The sequence below is a fragment of the Anaerophaga thermohalophila DSM 12881 genome (genome assembly GCF_000191885.1).
GTDB classification, from domain to species: domain Bacteria; phylum Bacteroidota; class Bacteroidia; order Bacteroidales; family Marinilabiliaceae; genus Anaerophaga; species Anaerophaga thermohalophila.
Window position 1 is genome coordinate 1 of sequence record NZ_AEWI01000146.1, and the last position, 19,219, is coordinate 19,219.

General features: G+C 41.5%; 13 protein-coding genes. 10 read left to right on the forward strand and 3 right to left on the reverse strand.

The window, feature by feature from the left end:
• The first annotated feature begins 141 nt into the window (after positions 1-141).
• On the forward strand, positions 142-2,934 hold the full coding sequence (locus tag ATH1_RS0117105) for a T9SS type A sorting domain-containing protein (RefSeq protein WP_010424645.1): 2,793 nt from the start codon (positions 142-144) through the stop codon (positions 2,932-2,934).
• 316 nt (positions 2,935-3,250) lie between these two features.
• Positions 3,251-4,057, forward strand: coding sequence for a T9SS type A sorting domain-containing protein (locus tag ATH1_RS0117110; protein ID WP_162096806.1), 807 nt, complete (start codon positions 3,251-3,253; stop codon positions 4,055-4,057).
• 119 nt (positions 4,058-4,176) lie between these two features.
• On the opposite strand, the gene ATH1_RS0117115 is transcribed toward ATH1_RS0117110, so the two are convergent.
• On the reverse strand, positions 4,177-5,256 hold the full coding sequence (locus ATH1_RS0117115) for an Ldh family oxidoreductase (RefSeq protein ID WP_010424647.1): 1,080 nt from the start codon (positions 5,254-5,256) through the stop codon (positions 4,177-4,179).
• 121 nt (positions 5,257-5,377) lie between these two features.
• Here ATH1_RS0117115 and ATH1_RS21540 point away from each other — a divergent pair, with 121 nt between their 5' ends.
• Both ATH1_RS21540 and ATH1_RS0117125 read left to right on the forward strand, forming a co-directional pair.
• On the forward strand, positions 5,378-5,545 hold the full coding sequence (locus ATH1_RS21540; RefSeq protein ID WP_010424648.1) for a hypothetical protein: 168 nt from the start codon (positions 5,378-5,380) through the stop codon (positions 5,543-5,545).
• Positions 5,546-6,086: 541 nt separating this feature from the next.
• The gene (locus tag ATH1_RS0117125; RefSeq protein WP_010424649.1) at positions 6,087-7,304 is read left to right on the forward strand and encodes a serpin family protein; all 1,218 of its coding nucleotides are present in this window, start codon (positions 6,087-6,089) and stop codon (positions 7,302-7,304) included.
• A 91-nt stretch (positions 7,305-7,395) separates the two neighbouring features.
• Here ATH1_RS0117125 and ATH1_RS0117130 read toward each other — a convergent pair whose 3' ends face one another.
• Positions 7,396-8,163, reverse strand: a complete 768-nt coding sequence (locus ATH1_RS0117130) for an SDR family NAD(P)-dependent oxidoreductase (protein ID WP_010424650.1) — start codon at positions 8,161-8,163, stop codon at positions 7,396-7,398.
• Between the two features lie 281 nt (positions 8,164-8,444).
• On the opposite strand from ATH1_RS0117130, the gene purL reads away from it, so the two are divergent.
• From purL to ATH1_RS0117155, 4 genes are all read left to right on the forward strand, one after another.
• Entirely contained in the window at positions 8,445-10,676 is a 2,232-nt protein-coding gene (purL, locus tag ATH1_RS0117135; RefSeq protein WP_010424652.1) for a phosphoribosylformylglycinamidine synthase subunit PurL, read from the forward strand.
• A 671-nt stretch (positions 10,677-11,347) separates the two neighbouring features.
• Positions 11,348-12,070 (forward strand): bifunctional demethylmenaquinone methyltransferase/2-methoxy-6-polyprenyl-1,4-benzoquinol methylase UbiE, encoded by a 723-nt coding sequence (ubiE, locus tag ATH1_RS0117145; protein ID WP_010424655.1) that lies wholly within the window; start codon positions 11,348-11,350, stop codon positions 12,068-12,070.
• 49 nt (positions 12,071-12,119) lie between these two features.
• Positions 12,120-12,830: a type IX secretion/gliding motility protein PorT/SprT gene (porT, locus tag ATH1_RS0117150; protein WP_139035504.1), complete on the forward strand. Its 711-nt coding sequence runs from the start codon at positions 12,120-12,122 to the stop codon at positions 12,828-12,830.
• The gene (locus tag ATH1_RS0117155; RefSeq protein WP_010424660.1) at positions 12,831-14,402 is read left to right on the forward strand and encodes an NAD(P)/FAD-dependent oxidoreductase; all 1,572 of its coding nucleotides are present in this window, start codon (positions 12,831-12,833) and stop codon (positions 14,400-14,402) included. It abuts the gene before it with no gap.
• Positions 14,403-14,421: 19 nt separating this feature from the next.
• On the opposite strand, the gene ATH1_RS0117160 is transcribed toward ATH1_RS0117155, so the two are convergent.
• Entirely contained in the window at positions 14,422-15,198 is a 777-nt protein-coding gene (locus ATH1_RS0117160) for a TrmH family RNA methyltransferase (protein ID WP_010424661.1), read from the reverse strand.
• Between the two features lie 218 nt (positions 15,199-15,416).
• Here ATH1_RS0117160 and tamL point away from each other — a divergent pair, with 218 nt between their 5' ends.
• Both tamL and fbaA read left to right on the forward strand, forming a co-directional pair.
• The gene (gene tamL, locus ATH1_RS0117170; protein ID WP_245531827.1) at positions 15,417-17,741 is read left to right on the forward strand and encodes a translocation and assembly module lipoprotein TamL; all 2,325 of its coding nucleotides are present in this window, start codon (positions 15,417-15,419) and stop codon (positions 17,739-17,741) included.
• Positions 17,742-17,891: 150 nt separating this feature from the next.
• Positions 17,892-18,971, forward strand: coding sequence for a class II fructose-bisphosphate aldolase (fbaA, locus tag ATH1_RS0117175; protein WP_010424664.1), 1,080 nt, complete (start codon positions 17,892-17,894; stop codon positions 18,969-18,971).
• Positions 18,972-19,219 lie beyond the last annotated feature (248 nt).

The following is a 19,219-nucleotide window of genomic DNA, read 5'->3' on the forward strand; positions in this document are numbered from 1 at the left end:
ATGTTAGAGTATGACTGTTAAAAATTGTCAATGGTTGTTCATGAAGTAATTTTGATTGTTGTGTTGTAATACAATTTTGTTTGAATAAAGTCTATGAGAATTTTTTACAATGGCAATGAATGTAACTAAAAAATTTATGTTATGAAACGTATTCTTTTGTTTTTAATGGCTATTTTGCTAATTCCTGGCATTAGTAGCGCCCAATATGAATTGGTTTGGGAAGAGAATTTTGATGGCACCGAACTGAATACCGATCGATGGACTGCGGAAACGAATGTTGGTATATGGAATACAGGTGCTAACCATGAATTACAACATTATCGTGCCGAAAATGTGGAAGTAGGTCCCGATGGGGAAGGTGGTAATGCGCTGATCCTTACCGCCAAGCGTGAAAACTATGGCGGATATCAGTTTACGTCCGGTAAAATCCAATCAGCCGGTAAAGTGGCTGCTCAATTCGGTAAAATTGAGGCCCGTATAAAACTGCCTGTTTTAGCAGATGGTCTGTGGCCTGCTTTTTGGATGCTCGGAACTCAGGGAGGAACCTGGCCTGCCAATGGGGAAATTGACATTCTGGAAGCCGGTCATTCAGAAGGAATCGCTGCCGGAACTCAGGAACGTACCTTTGGTGGTGCTTTGCACTGGGATGTTGGATATACTGCCAGCTATGGTCTTGCGCATACATTGCCTGTAGGTGAAAGTTTATATCAATACAATCGATTTACTATGGTATGGACTCCCTCTCGTATTGAAATGTATTTTAATGATGATACAGAACCCTATTATGCTATGAATATTGATGGCGAAGATGCAGAAGAGTTTCGTGACTGGCCTCATTATTTTATTCTAAATCTGGCTGTTGGTGGTTCTTTCCCCGGAATTACCGATCCAAATGCTATTACTGCTCCTATGCCCGCAAAAATGTATGTGGATTATGTTCGTGTTTACCAACAGGATTCTGATGGCGGTCAGATGGTTATTACGCCTCCGGCTGCTCCTGAGTCAGATGTTTACGGAATTTTTACGGAAAATCCCGCAATTACGGAAAGGTTTGTATTTGATGATATGGTGAATTCGTTGCAAATTTGGGAAAATACATTGAAGCCATTGCAGAATGCGCCTTCTTACGATGGAACTGAAGTAATGGCTTTTTATGCACCTCCTGCCAAGACATGGTATGGATTTGGGATTAACTCTGCCAGTAGTATTGATCTTTCTCATTTTCAAAATGGTTATCTGCACTTCTCCATGCGCACTACCTTTGATAAGAATTTTTGGGTTGGAGTTGGCGATACCAAAGGAAATGAAGGAAGAATTAGTTTTAATTACGGAAGTGATCCTTATGGGTTTGCCCGTGACGGACAGTGGCATACTATTACAATCCCGGTTTCTGAATTGACCGCTAATGGGCTTGATATGTCCTCCTTAGGAAATGTTTTCATGTTAGGTGGTGACGGCGCAACTACTAATATTTTGGTGGATGATATTTATTTTTCATTGTCCTCCAATCCTGAAGCCAATAATGGATTGAATGCCAATCGGAATGATGCTTTGGACCTTCCGGATTTTTCTGTTACATCTGAGTATTACGGGGTTTTTACCGAAAACCCCAATGTTCCCAATAAATTTGTGATTGATGATGTTAATGGATTTATATATGTTTGGGAAAATACTTTGTCTGCCATTCCCACCACTCCTTATGATGGTGAAGAGGTGCTGTCATATAGCTCTACAGGTGTTGGTTGGTGGGGATTTGGCGTAACGGATGGAATTGGTCATGATTTGACTCATTATGCCAACGGAATGTTCTCTTTTTCTGTGAAAACTACCTCACAAAAGGATTTTCATGTCGATGTTTTTGGCGCTAATAATTCTAAGGGAACAATCAATTTCACCGGTGGAACTGTGGATACTGCCGGTAGTGATCCGGAGGGTTTTGTTCGTGATGGAGAATGGCATCGGATTACCGTCCCGGTCAGTGATCTTACCGCCCAGGGTCTTGATCTTTCTGTGGTGAGCATTCCGTTTTCAGCCGGAGGCGGTGCTATTGCCAGTATTGCCTTTGATGATGTCATTTTTACGGAAGGAGCAACTCAGCCGGAAAATCCAAATCTGAGTTCTTCACAAGGTGAGAATTCATTTGTTATTAATTCGGATGATTATGGCATCTTTACTGAAAGAACTTCTATTAGCAATAATTTTGCCATAGATGATGTAAACGGCCATCTTTATATATGGGAAAACACGCTGGTTAATGGAACCAATCAGACTCCTTATGAAGGCAGTGAATTAATTGACTTAGCAGGTTCTGCTGGCGCTACTTGGGGTGGTTTTAGTATTAGTTCGGATGCTCCTCTGGATATTTCTCATTTTGAATCGGGATATCTCAATTTTGCTATTAAAATACTGCCTGAAGCATCAGAAACCTTTTCTATAAAAATGGAAGATAAAGAAAGTGGTGCAGGAGAGATTGTTTTTGCGCCGGGCGCTGATCCTTACGGGGTTAGTAGAGATGGTGAGTGGCATTTTGTTTCCGCTCCTGTTTCTGACCTTATGAATCAGACTAATCCGCTTAATCTTTCTGTGATAGGTAATCTTTTTGTAGCCGTTTCAGAAAGTCCCGTTACTGAGTTCATCATCGATGATGTTTTCTTATCTGTGAACTTGCCTGATGCTACTTTTTCCAATAATGTAGAGGCGGAAACTTTTGAGATATATCCTAATCCTGCATCTGATCAGTTTATTATTAATCTGGATAAGACAATTAAGAATGTTGTGGTTTATAGCCTTGCAGGAAAGATGGTTTACTCTTCTGAATCTTCTGTCTTGGATATTGTAACTGTTCCTTGTTCTGGATGGGAATCGGGAGTCTATTTGATTCGTGTACTTACTGAAGGTGGAAAAACTTATATTTCACGCGTTCTGGTCAACTAAAATTTACTGGAGTCCGGTCTAAAAAGCATCTTTTTGTCAAAATCCAGGCGTTTTAAATTTTTGTACTGGAGTTAACTTATTGTTAATGAGGATTTATTCGTATAAAATTTATTATTAAGGTCGGATGGAACTCGCATGCAAGAACTTATACATATTCTTATTGTGGCAAACTTTGCCATGCTCGTTTCGTAAATAAGTATTTTGGCGACGAGCGTAACGTAGCAAATGGTACTTTCTGGACAGATACTACTTAATGGACAGGTTCCCCTTAATAAGGGAGCCTGTGATTTTTTTACTTATTAAAATCTATTACATTATGAAAAAACAATTACTTATTTTGAGTGCATTGGCACTTATTTTGAATGCTAACTTAAAGGCACAAAATGTTGTTTTGAATGGTGATTTTTCCAATGGTGGAGAATCGTGGACTACATGGATCCCGGATTGGGAATCGTGGGTTACTTTTAATGTAACATACCAGGATGGCTGGGCAAATTTTACAGATTTAAATGTTGGTGCTGTTCAGTATTGGTATTTGCAGTTTAATCAGAATTTTACTGTAGAGCAGATTGCCAGTCTTGAGGAAGGCGCTGATTATACTTTAACTTTTACCGCAAAAGCAGAGGGTATTAAGCAACTGAAGGTCTTTTTTGGTGAAGACGGAGGGTCTTACACTGATCTTTTACCTGAAAATGTTGCAGGGGTAGGACATATTGAAAATCTGACCACTTCAGCGCAAACTTTTTCTATTCCTTTCGTGATGACAAGTACTTTTCCTGCGATGAAGTTAGGCTTTGAAGGAGGTTGGGAAAATATTGGTTTTTCTATCAGTAATGTGAGCCTGATCAAAGATGTTACCAATGATATTGTTAATATCGATGACTCTTCTGTCAGCAGTGTATTCCCTAATCCTGCTGATGAATTGGTTACTATTACACTGAATGGTAATGCTGCTGCTGTCTCAGTTGTTGATTTGTCAGGCAAAGTAGTTTTTGCCGTTTCGGATGTTGCCGGAATAGATGATTTGCCTGTGGAAGTTTCTGCTTGGAATAAGGGTGTTTATATGGTGATGGTGGAGTTGTTGGATGGAAGTAAAGAAGTGAAGAAATTGATGGTGAGATAATTTGTTCAAAATTAATTTGAAAGGCCCTTCATTTTTTATATTTGGAGGGCTTTTTTATGTCAAAATATTTTTTGCTTTTGTTATCATTGTGAAGTATCGTTGGTTTTTTGCTATTGTTCTTACCCATCAAACCGGACACCCATCTCTTTTCCAAGCCTGGTTAAGTCGTCAATAACAGGTTGCAGAAGCGGAATCCCATTGGTGAGGCGTTCCTGTTCCAGTTCACGTTCCGGGTCACCGGGAATCAGCACTTTTTGGTCGGGGGTGACCGGCTTTGCATGACGGAAAGTCTCAATCCATTTGTCCATGTGCGCTTTAAATTCGTTGGCAGGTCTGAAAGCATCTATGCGCATGGCACCGATAAAATGTCCGATGCCTTCGCCAACAGGGTTGGCCGGCGGGTCAAGAAAAGCCACAAAGGGTGGCACCCAGGGCCCGTAATTGGCACCTGACAATACGGCTGAGAAAATATCTACCATTCCGCCCAGGCAATAGCCTTTGTGACTGCCGTGTATCCGGTCGCTTCCAAGCGGAAGCATGGCACCCCCATTTTTCAGTATTTCTGCATCAATGGAAGAATTTCCATCTTTATCTTGTGCCCATCCTTCAGGAATGTTTTCTCCTTTGCGTTGAAGAACTTCAAGTTTTCCGTTGGCTACCGGCGTAGTAGCCATGTCGATAACAACAGGAGGTTGTTTCAGAGCCGGTATGGCCACGGCTATAGGGTTGGTCCCCAACAATCGGCTTTTTGAGAAGGTGGGGAAGACGAGCGGACTGGCATTTGTCATTGAAATGCCGATCATATCGTGTTCTAATGCCCGCATAGCATGATATCCGGCAATTCCGAAATGGTTGCTGTTGCGAATGGCTACCCAGCCCGTGCCGGCAGTTTTTGCCTTTTCAATGGCGACATCCATTGCCTTGGGGGCTACCATCAGTCCCGGGCCTAAATCCCCATCCATCACGGCTGTCGATGGTGTCTCGTGAATAATCTTTGGCTTGGGTGAAACTTTTAACCTTTTCTTTTCCCACAGTCGCACATAACCGCTAAGGCGTGCCACCCCGTGAGAATCGACACCTCTTAAGTCGGCAGCATTAAGAACAGCGGCTGCCGTTTCGGCCTGTTCAGAAGTGGCACCCATTTTCAGAAATATATCTTTTGTAAATTCTTTCAGATATTTTGAAGAATAAAGTCTCATTGGTGCAGCATAATTGATTAATGGCGCAAAAGTACAATTTTTTTACATTGAACAGAAGCAACCTTTTGGCTCTCTTTTCATCTTATACTATAGTTTGTCTGTTCGTCCAGACAACTGATTAATGATGAAAGCAGCCAACAGACAGAAGTTTACGAGGCAGAAGGCAGAAGACAGAAGGCAGAAGTTTATGAGGCAGAAGGCAGAAGACAGAAGGCAGAAGTTTATGAGGCAGAAGGCAGAAGTTAGAAACTTGAAACGGAGGCTCAAGAGATATTATGATACTGTTTAATATTACTATTATCTAACCTGGACAAGCCAGAGCAAGCCATAGCCAAAAATAACCAAAAAGCTAAAGTCATAATTTGTCGGATTAGCTAATTGCTACGCAATTATTTTTTGTCGTCAACGAAACGAGCATGACAAAGATTGTCACAAAAGAACATGTATAAAACTCAATCATGCGAGTTCCATCCGACCAATAACTTAGACTTATTTTATACGGATGAAACGAGCATGACAAAATTTGTCACAAAAGAACATGTGTATAGTTCAATCATGCGAGTTCCATCCGACCAATAACTTAGACTAATTTTATACTGATGAAACGACTGGAAGGTGTTCGACAACACCTTAAAAAATCAATTATGATGTTGTCAATGACACGAATGACACGAATGATTGTCGCATCAAAGATGCGACTAAATTCGCGTTAATTCGCGCAAATTCGGTGATCCAAACAACAAATGGCGCAGCCATTTTTTTAATATTTTGCCAAAAAATACAACAAAATCAGAGATAAAGTACTAACTTATATCCAAATATGTACAATCATGAAACGCATCATTTCTTTTTTGATTTTGACAGCTCTTTTAACGAATTGCAGCTGGTTCGACAACAACGAAGAACCAAAGAAAAAAGATTTTGACATTAAATCCCTTGAGGTGTTATCAGCTACCGACCGTTTTGGTTGGGATCTCTTTAAATCTGTGAATTCTGATGCCGACCACGGCGAAAATGTGGTGATTTCCTCATTGAGTGTAGCTCAGGCTTTGGGGATGACAACCAACGGAGCTGCCGGTGAAACACTCGATCAAATGTTGACTGTGATGGATTTTGGTGGTGCCACCACCATGAATGAAGCCTTTAAAAATATTAGGGAGGTATTGCTTTCGGCCGATTCGAAGGTGGAGATTGAAATGGCCAATTCTGTTTGGTATAAAGAGTCGTTACCAGCTAAAGAGAGTTTTAGTGAAACCGTGAAAGAGTATTACGATGCTGCATTCAGGGGCGTGGACTTTTCGGATAAGGAAGGTGCCAAAGAACTTATTAACAGCTGGGTCAACGAAAAAACAAGAGGGAAAATACCTGCAATTATTGATGAAATCAGTGATCAGCAATACATGTTTCTGGTCAATGCCGTTTATTTTCTGGGTAAATGGCAGTATCAGTTTAAAGAGTCGGCTACAAAGGATGAAAGCTTTAAACTTTCGGATGGCACCACTGTTCAGGTGCCCATGATGAATCAGGAACAGGATTTAGATTATTATGCCGATGACGAACTTCGTGCAGTTAAGCTCCCTTACGGAAACGGGTCATTTTATATGATCGTAGCACTTCCTTCAGGGGAGGCTTCCGTTAATGATTTGGTAAATAATATAACTTCCGAAAAGTGGGCATCAATACTTGAAAATATGAATGAACAGAGTATTGGTCTTTTTATGCCTCGTTTTGAGGTTGAATGCAAATATCTTCTGAATGATCCATTGATTACTATGGGAATGGAGCTTCCCTTTTCGGAGTTTGTCGCGGATTTTTCCAATATGATTGATGCGCCGGTTTTTATTAGCAAAGTCAATCACAAAACCTATATTAAAGTTGATGAAGAAGGTACTGAGGCTGCTGCAGCCACCAGTGTCGGGATGGAACTTAATATGGTAAATCCCGGGCCAATGGTATTTCGGGTCGACCGTCCTTTCTTTTTTGCTATTGCCGAAAAAGAAAGCGGTGCCATTCTTTTCTCCGGTAAAATTGAAAATCCATTGGAATAATCGGAGTAAATGATGGTTAATGACTGCTTCTGCCGGTTCAAAGTGCTTCGAAAAACGGTTGTCCGTTGTTCGAACACTGGTTGTACCTTCTTCAATTAGTCTGTTTTTCCCGGTAATTATAAACTGCACTTGCCTGAGCAGCTGGCATCAGAAGCATGTCGTTGACATTTACATGTGGCGGACGAGTGATCATAAACTCAATGGCATCGGCCACGTCACTGGCATGTAGCGGCGTTAAACCTTCATAAACTTTGTCTGCCTTTTCTTTATCCCCATGGTATCTTACCATTGAGAATTCGGTTTCCACCATTCCCGGTGAAATCGAAGATACCTTTATGTTATGCGGTAACAGATCAATCCGCATTCCTTTGGTCAGTGCATGAACCGCGTGTTTGGAAGCACAGTAAACATTTCCGTTGGCATATACTTCGGTACCGGCGATGGAACTCACGTTTATGATATGTCCCTGCCTTTTTTTTATCATTTCGGGGATAACCAACTGACTGATGGCCAGCAGTCCTTTTATATTTGTATCTATCATTTGTTCCCAGTCATTCCAGTCTCCATCCTGAACAGGCTCTGCACCGGCAGCAAGTCCGGCATTGTTGACCAGTACATCAATTTGCTTCCAGTCATCCGCCAGTGAATTCCAGGCTTCGTGCATGGCTTTCCTGTCTCTGATGTCAAATACCAACACTTTTACTTTCACATTGTTATTTTCCAGTTTGTTTTTCAGTTCTAACAGGCGGTTTTCACGCCTTCCGGTCACTATCAAATCGAAACCATTTCGTGCCAGCATGGCAGCTGTTGCTTTGCCTATCCCGGAGGAAGCTCCGGTAACAATTGCTTTTTTATTCATAATTATCGTATTTGTTTTATGCGGTTTTTTTGCTATTTTTCAAGTCAAAATTAATAAGGTTTTTACAATTATATAAGTATTCCGGATAAAATTGGTACCGGGATGTATTTTATGTTTTATTGAGTGTAATATTTTTATCATTGTGAATAACCAAATTGTATGCAACGAGCATTGAGCTTTGATTTTTCAAAGTCGTCAGGTAGTACCTGTATGAAAGATTAGCGAGTTCGTCCGATCTATCGGGAGAGGCAATTCGACCATGAAAAGAAAATTCTATACTTATGAACCATAAAGATATATCAACAATCGAAGATGTCGAGCTGTTGAATATGACATCAGAGGAGTATGAAAAAATTCAGACCATTTTAGGTCGGGTTCCGAACAAACTCGAACTTGAATTATTCTCCATTTTGTGGTCGGAACATGCCAGTTACAAGAATTCTCGCAAATGGCTCGAAATACTTCCCAGAAAGGCCGATCATGTTTTGGTGGAAGCCGGCAAGGAGAGCGCAGGAGTGGTTGATATTGGTGATGGTCAGGTGGCTGTTTTCAAGTTGGAATCACACAATCATCCATGTGCCGTTCAGCCTCGTTTAGGGGCATCCACCGGCATGAGGGTGGTCAACCGTGATATTTTTTCTATGGGAGCCCGGCCGGTTGCACTTCTCAACTCTTTGCGTTTTGGTAATTCTGATCGCGATACTGCCCGCTGGCTCTTCGATGAAGTGGTAAACGGCATTGCCGATTTTGAAAAGGGATTTGGAATCCCGGTCATTGGTGGAGAAGTGTTTTTTGGCGACACTTTTAATACCAGCCCTATTGTCAACACTATGTCGATAGGTGTTGCCCAAAAAGATGAATTGGTTTCTGCCGTTGCTAAAGGTGAAGGAAATTTAATTGCTGTTATTGGTGTGCCTACAGGCAAAGACGGAATATCTGGCGATGCCTTTGTAGTAGATATGATTTCTGATGGAGAGACTAAGAGCATCTCATTTGATCAGATGCGCGATATTCAATCGGAAAAACATCTGTATAAGACACTCAGTAGTCTGATGCGGGAACATTTGGTGATTGGTGTTCAAACCATCGGCGGACAGGGAATAATTGGTGCTCTTACAGAGATGGCTTCAAGGGGCAACAGTGGAATTGACTTTTTTGTTGAGGAAGTCCCATTACGGGAGAAAGATATGAATTTGAGGGAAATTCTTATTTCCGAAACCTGGGGCAGAATGTTGATATGTTTTCGACCCGGGGACATGGAAAAGATTAAATCCGTTGTTGAGGGCAACAATCTATCCATGGGAGTTGTTGGAAAAGTAAATAACAGTGGCGTATTGAGATGTCAAAAGAATGGTGATACTGAAGTCGAATTTCCGGTAAAATACCTTGGAATTGGTGAGTTGGCTCCTGTTTATGAACGTGAAGCTTCCGCCGAAAGAAAATTGCCCGAAAGTATAAAAATTGAGGACATACAGGAGCCTGATCATTATCCTGCCGTGGTTGAGAAAATGCTCAAATCACTGAATGTCACTTCCAAGAAATGGCTGACCAGTAAATTTTCCAAAACATTGCGCCGCGAAGCTGCCAGCACCAGGTTTCCTTCCGATGCGGGAATCATTGAACTCGGAACGAATAATAAAGCACTGCTTGCCACGGTAGACAGTAACCCTGCCTATTTTTCTTCCGATCCTTATAACGGAGCAAGGATATCAGTGGCCGAAGCTATGCGAAATATTGTTTGTGGTGGTGGAACCCCTTTGGCAGTCACCGACTGCCTTAATTTTGGGAATCCTTATGATCCGGCGGCTTATGCCGATTTTGTGGATGCAGTGAAAGGACTGGCCGATGCCTGCAAGTTCTTTGATTTGCCTGTTGTGAGCGGAAATGTTAGTTTTTATAACCAAAGATCTGTCGACGGACATATTATTCCTGTTGTTCCTACGCCGGTTGTTGGTGTTCTCGGCATTATAAAGGATGTGGAAAAGCATACCACACTATCTTTTAAGCACAAAGGAGATATGATATTTCTGGTGGGACGTTCGCGCAATGATATAAACGGTTCCGAATACCTTAGTGCAGTCCACGGTATTGAAAAATCGCTTCCTCCTTATTTCAATCCGGAAGAAGAGAAAAAACTGTTTTCTGTTCTTGGCGACATGGTTGATCGCCGGCTTGCCCGCTCGGTTCATGATGTCTCCAACGGTGGTCTCTTTTTTACTTTGCTTGAAAGTGCCGTTCCTTTGGAATTTGGGTTTGATATCACCACCGATGCAGAAGTCAGACGCGATGCTTTTTTATTTGGTGAAGCTCAGGGACGTGTCGTCGTATCGGTTTCTCCCGAAAAACAGGATGAATTTGTAGATTTCATGGTCGAAAAGGGAATGCCTTTTTCTATTTTGGGACACGTTACCAGGGGTGAAATACGGGTCGATGACGAATCATTCGGATATGTGGATGAATTAAAAACCAAATTCGAAAACAGATTGAAATGGTGGGCCGAAGGAAAAGTCTGATAAAATAGAAGCTTTGCGTCATTGCCTCTCAGCATATAGCTTTTTTTGACGGAATATATAACCCAAGTTCTTGCAAGCAAAAATCTTGGTTATAAATCTATTCCAATCTATTCCTTAACTTGGACAAGCCAGAGCCAAAAATAACTAAAAAGCTTAAGTCATAATTTGTCGGATTAGCTAATTGCTACGCAATTATTTTTTGTTGTCAACAAAACGAGCATGGCAAAGATTGTCACAATAGAACATGTATAAAACTCTTACATGCGAGTTCCATCAGACCAATAACTTAGACTAATTTTATACTGATGAAACGACTGGAAGGCGTTCGAGAACACCTTAAAAAATCAATTATGTTGTTGTCAATGACACGAATGACTGTCGCATCAAAGATGCGACTAAATTCGCGTTAATTCGCACAAATTAGGTGATTCAAACAACAAATGGCGCAGCCATTTTATAAATATTTTGCCAAAAAATACAACAATGAGTACAGTCTAAAAAGTCTTTTGACCCCTAAATCCCCTAAAGGGGACTTTTTCAAACTGCTGATTTTTAGCAGTTCCCCTTTAGGGGTCAGGGGTAAAAATGGTAAAAATCAGCAGTTTGAAGGCTTTTTATACTGCACTGAACAATATCAGAGATAAGGTACTAATAATTTAACGGACAGTTGAATGGTAAAACCCTATAAAAATCTTGAGGGAAGCAAAAAGGAACAGGTGCGTACAATGTTTAACAGAATTGCTCCCAGATATGATCTGTTGAATCATCTGCTTTCGTTTGGCATTGATAATATCTGGAGAAAAAATGTTGTAAAGCAACTGAGAGAATTAAAAGCCCCGCTTATTCTCGATGTGGCAACGGGAACAGGCGATCTGGCCATCCAGATAGCTAAAATTGATCCTATTGCGGTTTATGCACTCGATTTGTCGGAAGAAATGCTGGCCATTGCCAGGGAAAAGATCGAAAAGAGGCGTTTGCATACGACCATTCAGCTGAAACATGGTGACTCAGAGGAATTACCCTTCGGGAATAACTTTTTCGATGCCGCGACGGTTGCCTTCGGTGTCAGGAATTTTGAAAACTTGCAGAAAGGGCTGTCCGAAATACATCGTGTACTCAGACAAGACGGCCGGTTGGTTGTGCTTGAATTTTCGCGGCCGAAAAAGTTTCCCTTAAAGCAACTATATCATTTTTATATCACCCGCATATTACCATGGTGGGGAGGCATTATTTCTCACGACAAAGATGCTTATTCGTATCTTCCCGAGTCGGCCCTACAGTTTCCCGATGGAAAAGACTTTACAAAAGAACTTCAAAAAGCCGGTTTTGAATCTCAAAAAATTTTGCCGCAAACCTTCGGAGTTGCAACCATTTATGTAGCGATCAAAAAGTGACGGCAATAAATTGATGCTCTGTTTCGTTTGCATCAAAAAACATTTTTCCTTGCGAGTTATTTATGTGTTTCTGATATTGCTGATTATTTCCTCTCCTGCCGATGGACAGATGAGAGACAAGAAAGGTGTGCCCAATCTTCCCGCATTCGATTACAGGCCATTGCATTTTGGATTTCTTATCGGGATTAATACACTGGATTTTAAAGTTGTTCATAAAGCATATAATGACCGTCCCGATGGACTGGACAATCGTTATGCCGAAGTAGTGAATCTTAATCCCGGCATTAACATTGGGATTGTTTCAAGCCTCCGGATCAATAAATACTTTAATCTGAGATTTCTTCCCGGTATCAGTTTTGGGCAACGCGATCTGCTCTACATACAGGATGGTGAAGCAGAGGAAGCGCCGCTCGAGATCAAATCCACCTTTCTGGAGTTCCCTTTGCTTCTGAAATTCAGCGGGGAACGCATGACTAACGTAAAACCTTATTTGATAGGGGGAGTCAATCCACGAATCGATCTGGCTAAATCGGAGAACGACGGTCTCAATCTTAAATCAACTGATGTGTATCTGGAAATAGGAGCCGGATTGGATTTTTATCTGAATTATTTCAGGCTTTCAACCGAGGCCAAACTTTCTGTTGGTATGCTTAACGTTCTCGATCCCGCAGGAACCGGCGAACCTGAAGATGTTATGTATACCGATATTCTTGACCGGCTGTCTTCACGTTTATTTGTTTTCACTTTTTATTTTGAATAAATGTATCAACAAATTGCTTTACGTCTTACGCCCGAACAAGCGTCACAAGAAGAAAACATAAAAAAAATTGCGGCTCATAAATTGAAATTGACACCTGCCGAAATTGCGGGCATCAGGATTGCCAGAAGGTCGGTGGATGCCCGCCAGAAACAGGTGATGATACAGATGCAGGTAGATGTTTGGGCCAATGAACCCGTTCCTGAAATGCAGCCAAAAAGTTTTTACTGGCCAAATGTGGCATCGGCTCCGGAAGTGATTGTTGTTGGCGCAGGACCGGCCGGACTTTTTGCTTCGCTTAAGCTTATTGAATTGGGAATCAAACCTGTTATTGTAGAGAGAGGGAAAGAAGTTTCGGAACGAAAAAGAGATATTGCACTTCTAAACCGGAACGAACAACTCAATGAAGACTCCAATTATGCCTTTGGAGAAGGGGGGGCAGGTGCTTTTTCTGACGGGAAATTGTATACACGAAGCAAAAAGCGTGGTGATTTCAGGAATTTTCTCGAAATACTTCATTTTCATGGTGCTGCTGATGATATTCTGATCGATTCGCATCCCCATATTGGCACCGACAGATTGCCCGGAGTCATCCAAAATATTCGTAAAACTATTACTTCCTGTGGCGGGCAGTTTTTTTTCAAATCGCGTGTTACCGATTTTGTTTTAGATAGCGATACCATAAAAGGCGTTGTTATTAACGACGGCACAAAAATAACGGGAAGTGCGGTAATTCTGGCAACCGGTCATTCGGCAAGGGATATTTACAGACTATTGCATGCCAAAGGAATCAAAATGGAATCCAAAACCTGGGCCATGGGTGTTCGCGTAGAGCATCCGCAGGAATTAATAGACCAAATTCAGTATCATACTCCCGAAGGCAGGGGAAAGTATCTTCCTGCTGCATCTTACAGTTTTTCGCACGAGGTTGATGGACGCGGCGTTTATTCTTTCTGCATGTGCCCGGGGGGATTTATTGTACCTGCCATGACCGGTCCCGACGAAATGGTGGTTAACGGGATGTCTCCTTCCAAAAGAAATTCCCCTTACGCTAACAGCGGGATGGTGGTTGAGATACAACCCGGCGATTTGATCGAATACAAAAAATACGGTGTTTTAGCCGGGTTACAATTCCAGCAGGAGGTCGAAAAGCTTTGTTATATTAACGGTGGAGAGGGAATAGTGGCTCCCGCCCAGCGACTGATTGATTTTGTTGAAGGCCGTGTTTCTTTTGATCTGCCGAAATCTTCCTATGTCCCCGGAATTGTTTCGGCGCCTTTGCACTTTATCTTACCCGAACATATAGCATATCGTCTCAGAAAAGGGTTTGCTTATTTCGGTAAACGCGCAAAAGGTTTTTTGAGCAATGAGGCCATTGTTGTCGGAACAGAATCAAGAACATCTTCCCCTTTAAGAATTCCCCGGGAAAAAGAGTCGTTTCAACACGTTTCCATTCGAGGACTATACCCTTGTGGCGAAGGAGCAGGTTATGCAGGGGGAATTGCTTCTTCCGCTCTTGATGGAGAAAAGTGTGCAATGCATGTAGCCGGCTTTTTGAAACTTGCACGGCCTTGAAGAGCTTGCATGGTAACACTTATTCGGGCACAAAGAACGGACGGCGGAATTCAGAACAAATAATAGATGCAGCCATTCCTACATTTAACGACTCCATTGTGGGAATACCCGGCTGACGATTGAACTTTGGAATACTTAGCCGTTTGGTAACGGTCTTTTCTGTTTCAGGACGAATGCCTTTTCCCTCATTCCCAAGTATAATGAGGCCTTTCCTGGAAAGGGAGGCTGAATAAATATTCTCGCCATTCATGAAAGTTCCGAATACAGGGAGATTTAATTCACGGGCAGACCGGAGACAAAACGTGGGGAGGTCGGTATAGAAAACTTTTACCCTTGCAAATGCACCCATAGAGGCTTGTACAACTTTTGGATTGAAAACATCAGCTGTGTCCTTGCTGCAAACAACGTAAGGAATTCCAAACCAGTCGGCAAGCCTTAAAATCGTACCCAAATTTCCCGGGTCCTGAATACCGTCCAGGCAAAGTGTCAGGCTATCGGAATGCTCTCCAAAAGTGAATGTGAATTCCGGTTTTTTTAATACGGCAAGTATTTTCTGAGGAGTCTTTAGAAAGCTTAATTGTTTTAGTTCCCGGGAATCAACAATGTCGACAAGATATTCCCTGTTACCGGATTTCAGTACATTGCTGTCAGTGGTTAAAATTATCTCTTCATTTATTCCTGCATCGAGAAGGTCGTTAACCAGTTTTGTGCCTTCTGCAACAAAAAAACCTGTTTGGTCCCTGTACTTTTTTATTGAAAGGGACGATATTAATTTTTTTTTTGATTTTCCGACCATTTTGGCGTTGTCTTTGAAAGCAAAATTACAATTTATAATGTATGAAGCTGCTTCAAAAAGAGTTATTTTTGTCTGGGTTAAAGCGCGGAAAAATTTTTTGGATCAGCTCATGAGTGTTTGGGACGAGGCGGTGGTCAAAAAGAACCTTTCAGGAGTGGATGCATGAATAATTTTGGTTTCTTTGCATAATGTCAGCATTTTGAATTCCGGATTTTGCAGTGAAATTGTCGAAAAACAAAAACATAGGAATAATACGAAATGTCCTTTTGGTAATAACGGGAGGGGTATTGCTTTTTCTGGGCAGTTGTTCTTCAACTAAATTTGTCCCGGAAGATGAATACCTGTTGACAAATGTAAAAGTTAAAAATAAGGCCAGAGATATTAGCCGTGAAAAATTGAAGCCTTATGTCCGACAGCATGAAAACACAAAGCTTCTTGGTTTCTGGAAGTTTTATCTTGGATTATACAATTTGTCGGGACAGGATGATGATAAAGGCATTAACCGGTGGCTCAGAAGAATTGGAGAAGAGCCTGTAATTTTTGATCCTTATCTTGTATCCCAGTCGGCTCAGCAAATGAAATTATACCTTAACAATCAGGGGTATTTTCAGGCTTCTGTAAACGATACCGTTATATATCACGGAAAACAAAAAGCTAAAGTTATTTATTCCATCGATCCCGGAAATCGTTATTATATCAATGATGTTGATTACAGGATTGAAGATGACAGCATCCGTGACGAAGTACTTGCCGATACACTTGAAACCCTGCTTCGCAAAGGCCGTCCGTTTACGGTTGAATTGCATGAAAGGGAGCGGGAACGCATCAATAAGAATCTTCGAAACAGAGGGTACTATAAATTCTCCGAAGAATTTATCTATTTTTTATCCGATACTTCAGTCGGGGATTATCTTGTGAATGATTCGTTGATAGTAATGAGCCCTGATGAAGTTCTCGGCAAAAAACATCATCAGAAGTATCGTATCGACAACGTGTTGTTCCAGTTGGGAATTGGAACCAATGATCTGTTGGGTGAAGATACAGGAAGAGTTACCACTGGATTTGACACGCTAAGATTCGAAGATGTTTATATTGTTTATGAAGATGAGCTCTCTTTTAAACCTCAGTTACTCACCAGTTCCACCTATATCCGTCCCAACGATTATTTCAATGCGGAATTGGTGGATCGTACGTATCAGTTGCTTAGTAGTCTAAGGCTTTTCAGATATATCAATATTCGATTTCGGGAAACCGGGAGAACCAATAACAACAACGAACCGTTACTGGATTGTATCATTAGCCTCTCGCCCGGTAAATCGCAATCTTTTTCTGTCGATATCGAAGGAACCAATTCTTCCGGTAATATAGGCGCTGCCGGAAACTTTAATTATCAGCACAAAAATCTCTTTAAAGGAGGTGAGTTTTTTACTCTGAATACAAGACTGGCACGTCAGAACCAGTTTGTAAGGTCTTCGACAGAGGAATTCAATACAATAGAAATTGGAGGTGAAGCATCAATTGTTATTCCCCGTTTCTGGATTCCGTTACGGATACAGCAATTCCATCAGCGATATAATCCCAAGACAAACATTTCACTGGCATATAACTACCAGCGCCGGCCCGATTATACCCGCACTATTGCCAATGTCCGGCTGGGATACAACTGGAAATCGTCACGTTACATTACTCACGCCTTTTATCCATTAGAATTTAATCTGGTCAACATTCCTAATTTGAGCCGGGAGTTTGAAGAACGGATCAGTGAAACATTTTTGAGGTATACCTATGAAGATCACCTGATTGTGAATATGAATTACTCATTTTTGTTTAATCAGCAAACACTTGGGCAAAATGATGATTTTTGGTATTTAAGAGCGAATCTCGAGTCGGCCGGAAATGTTCTTTCTTTGTTGTCTCCTTTGTGGGAAAACACGAATAATAGTGATTACAGTCAATTGTTAGGAATTCGGTATGCGCAGTATGTGAAGTCGGATATCGATTTGCGGTTTCACAACAGGATTGACAGGTATACTTCTCTTGTGTGGCGATTTTTTGCAGGGGTAGGAGTGCCTTATGGTAATTTGAACGTTTTACCTTTCGAAAAAAGATATTTTTCGGGTGGCGCCAACAGCATCAGAGCATGGCCTGTAAGAGGTCTTGGCCCCGGAAGCTACAGCGAAGAAGAATTCCGGTTTTACAATCAGACGGGGGATATGAAACTGGAAATGAACCTGGAATATCGCTTTAAATTGTTCTGGTTGCTTGAAGGCGCATTGTTTGTTGATGCCGGCAATATCTGGAGCATTCGCGAAAGTTCCAGCCTGGAGGGTGGGCTTTTTGAAGCCGATAATTTTTATAAAGAAATAGCCGTCGGTACTGGCATTGGCGTTCGCTTCGATTTTAATTATTTCATTTTTCGCTTCGACATGGGACTTAAAACCCACGATCCCTCCTTGCCGGAAGGAGAAAGATGGATCCCGCTCAGCCGTCCCTGGCGCTGGGATGATGTAGGATTTAACTTTGCCATTGGCTATCCTTTCTGATGTCGGAAATTCGTTTACATTTGCTATATTTTCTATTTTATTTTTAAATTTGCACGAATTTGTAATCAATTTTGCATTATATGGTTACGTTTTGTTGAAAAATGTTTTCAAAAACGTCGTTAATTTAATATCTTATCAAATAATATTGTTATGAAACAAAGAATTTTGGATGTTGTAAAACCCGGTGTTGCAGTAGGGAAAGACCTTCAGGAAATTTTTCGCATTGCCCGCGAGAACCAGTTTGCTCTTCCTGCTGTCAACGTGGTAGGTTCGAATTCTGTAAATGCAGTAATGGAAGCAGCAAAAATAGCCAAGGCTCCGGTTATTATTCAGTTGTCTAACGGTGGTGCTTCTTTCTATGCCGGTAAAGGTGCCAGTGGTGAAGGCCAGGAATTGGCTGTTAAAGGTGCTGTAGCTGCCGCCAAACATGTGCATTTGCTGGCCGAATCTTATGGAATTCCTGTTATTCTGCATACCGATCACGCTGCTAAAAAATTATTGCCCTGGATTGATGGTTTGCTCGATGAAGGAGAAAAGTACTTCAAAGAAACCGGAAAACCGCTATTCAGCTCCCACATGCTCGACCTTTCCGAAGAAACTCTTCAGGATAATGTTGATATCAGCAAGAAATATCTGGAACGAATGAGCAAAATGGGCATGACGCTCGAAATAGAGTTGGGAATTACCGGCGGTGAAGAAGACGGTGTGGATAACACAGGTGTCGACAATGCCATGCTATACACTCAGCCCCAGGATGTGGCATTTGCTTATGAAGAGCTGAAGAAGATTTCTCCTAACTTTACCGTTGCTGCTTCGTTTGGTAATGTTCATGGTGTATACAAGCCCGGTAACGTGGTTCTTCGTCCCGAAATTTTGAAGAATTCGCAGCAATACATCTCTGAGAATTTCGGTACCGAAGAAAAACCTGTTAATTTCGTTTTCCATGGTGGTTCAGGTTCATCACTGGAAGATATTCAGAAAGCTGTAAGTTATGGTGTGATCAAAATGAATATTGATACCGATACACAATGGGCTTTCTGGAACGGAGTACGTGAATATGAAGCAAAATATCACGACTACCTCCAGGCGCAGATTGGTAACCCCGAAGGTGAAGACAAGCCGAACAAAAAATACTACGATCCGCGCAAATGGTTGCGGGCAGGTGAAGAGGCGATGGTGAGCAGGCTTCAGGAAGCGTTTAAAGCGCTTAATTGTGTTGACGTATTGTGATTTTCTGTAATATCAGGATTTTTATATTTGACCCCCATAACTGAATGGGGGTTTTTTTAAATGAGTGCAGTATAAAAAGCATATTTTTGTCAAAATCAAGGCGTTTTAAATTTTTGTACCGGAGTTAACTTGTTGTTAATTAGGATGAAAAAAATTAAAACAACAACGAGTTCGGCAACAAAGATGCTTTTTAGACCGGGCTCTTAAATGGTTTAACAGAAACGTCTGCTCCTAAAAAGAGACTTTAA

Coding starts and splice junctions, on each gene's coding strand:
- ATH1_RS0117105 (WP_010424645.1), top strand. CDS start 142: ATGAAACGTATTCTTTTGTTTTTAATGGCTATTTTGCTAATTCCTGGC.
- ATH1_RS0117130 (WP_010424650.1), bottom strand. CDS start 8,163: ATGAATAAAAAAGCAATTGTTACCGGAGCTTCCTCCGGGATAGGCAAA.
- purL (WP_010424652.1), top strand. CDS start 8,445: ATGAACCATAAAGATATATCAACAATCGAAGATGTCGAGCTGTTGAAT.
- ATH1_RS21540 (WP_010424648.1), top strand. CDS start 5,378: ATGATGAAAGCAGCCAACAGACAGAAGTTTACGAGGCAGAAGGCAGAA.
- ATH1_RS0117110 (WP_162096806.1), top strand. CDS start 3,251: ATGAAAAAACAATTACTTATTTTGAGTGCATTGGCACTTATTTTGAAT.
- ATH1_RS0117125 (WP_010424649.1), top strand. CDS start 6,087: ATGAAACGCATCATTTCTTTTTTGATTTTGACAGCTCTTTTAACGAAT.
- ATH1_RS0117155 (WP_010424660.1), top strand. CDS start 12,831: ATGTATCAACAAATTGCTTTACGTCTTACGCCCGAACAAGCGTCACAA.
- ATH1_RS0117115 (WP_010424647.1), bottom strand. CDS start 5,256: ATGAGACTTTATTCTTCAAAATATCTGAAAGAATTTACAAAAGATATA.
- ATH1_RS0117160 (WP_010424661.1), bottom strand. CDS start 15,198: ATGGTCGGAAAATCAAAAAAAAAATTAATATCGTCCCTTTCAATAAAA.
- fbaA (WP_010424664.1), top strand. CDS start 17,892: ATGAAACAAAGAATTTTGGATGTTGTAAAACCCGGTGTTGCAGTAGGG.
- ubiE (WP_010424655.1), top strand. CDS start 11,348: ATGGTAAAACCCTATAAAAATCTTGAGGGAAGCAAAAAGGAACAGGTG.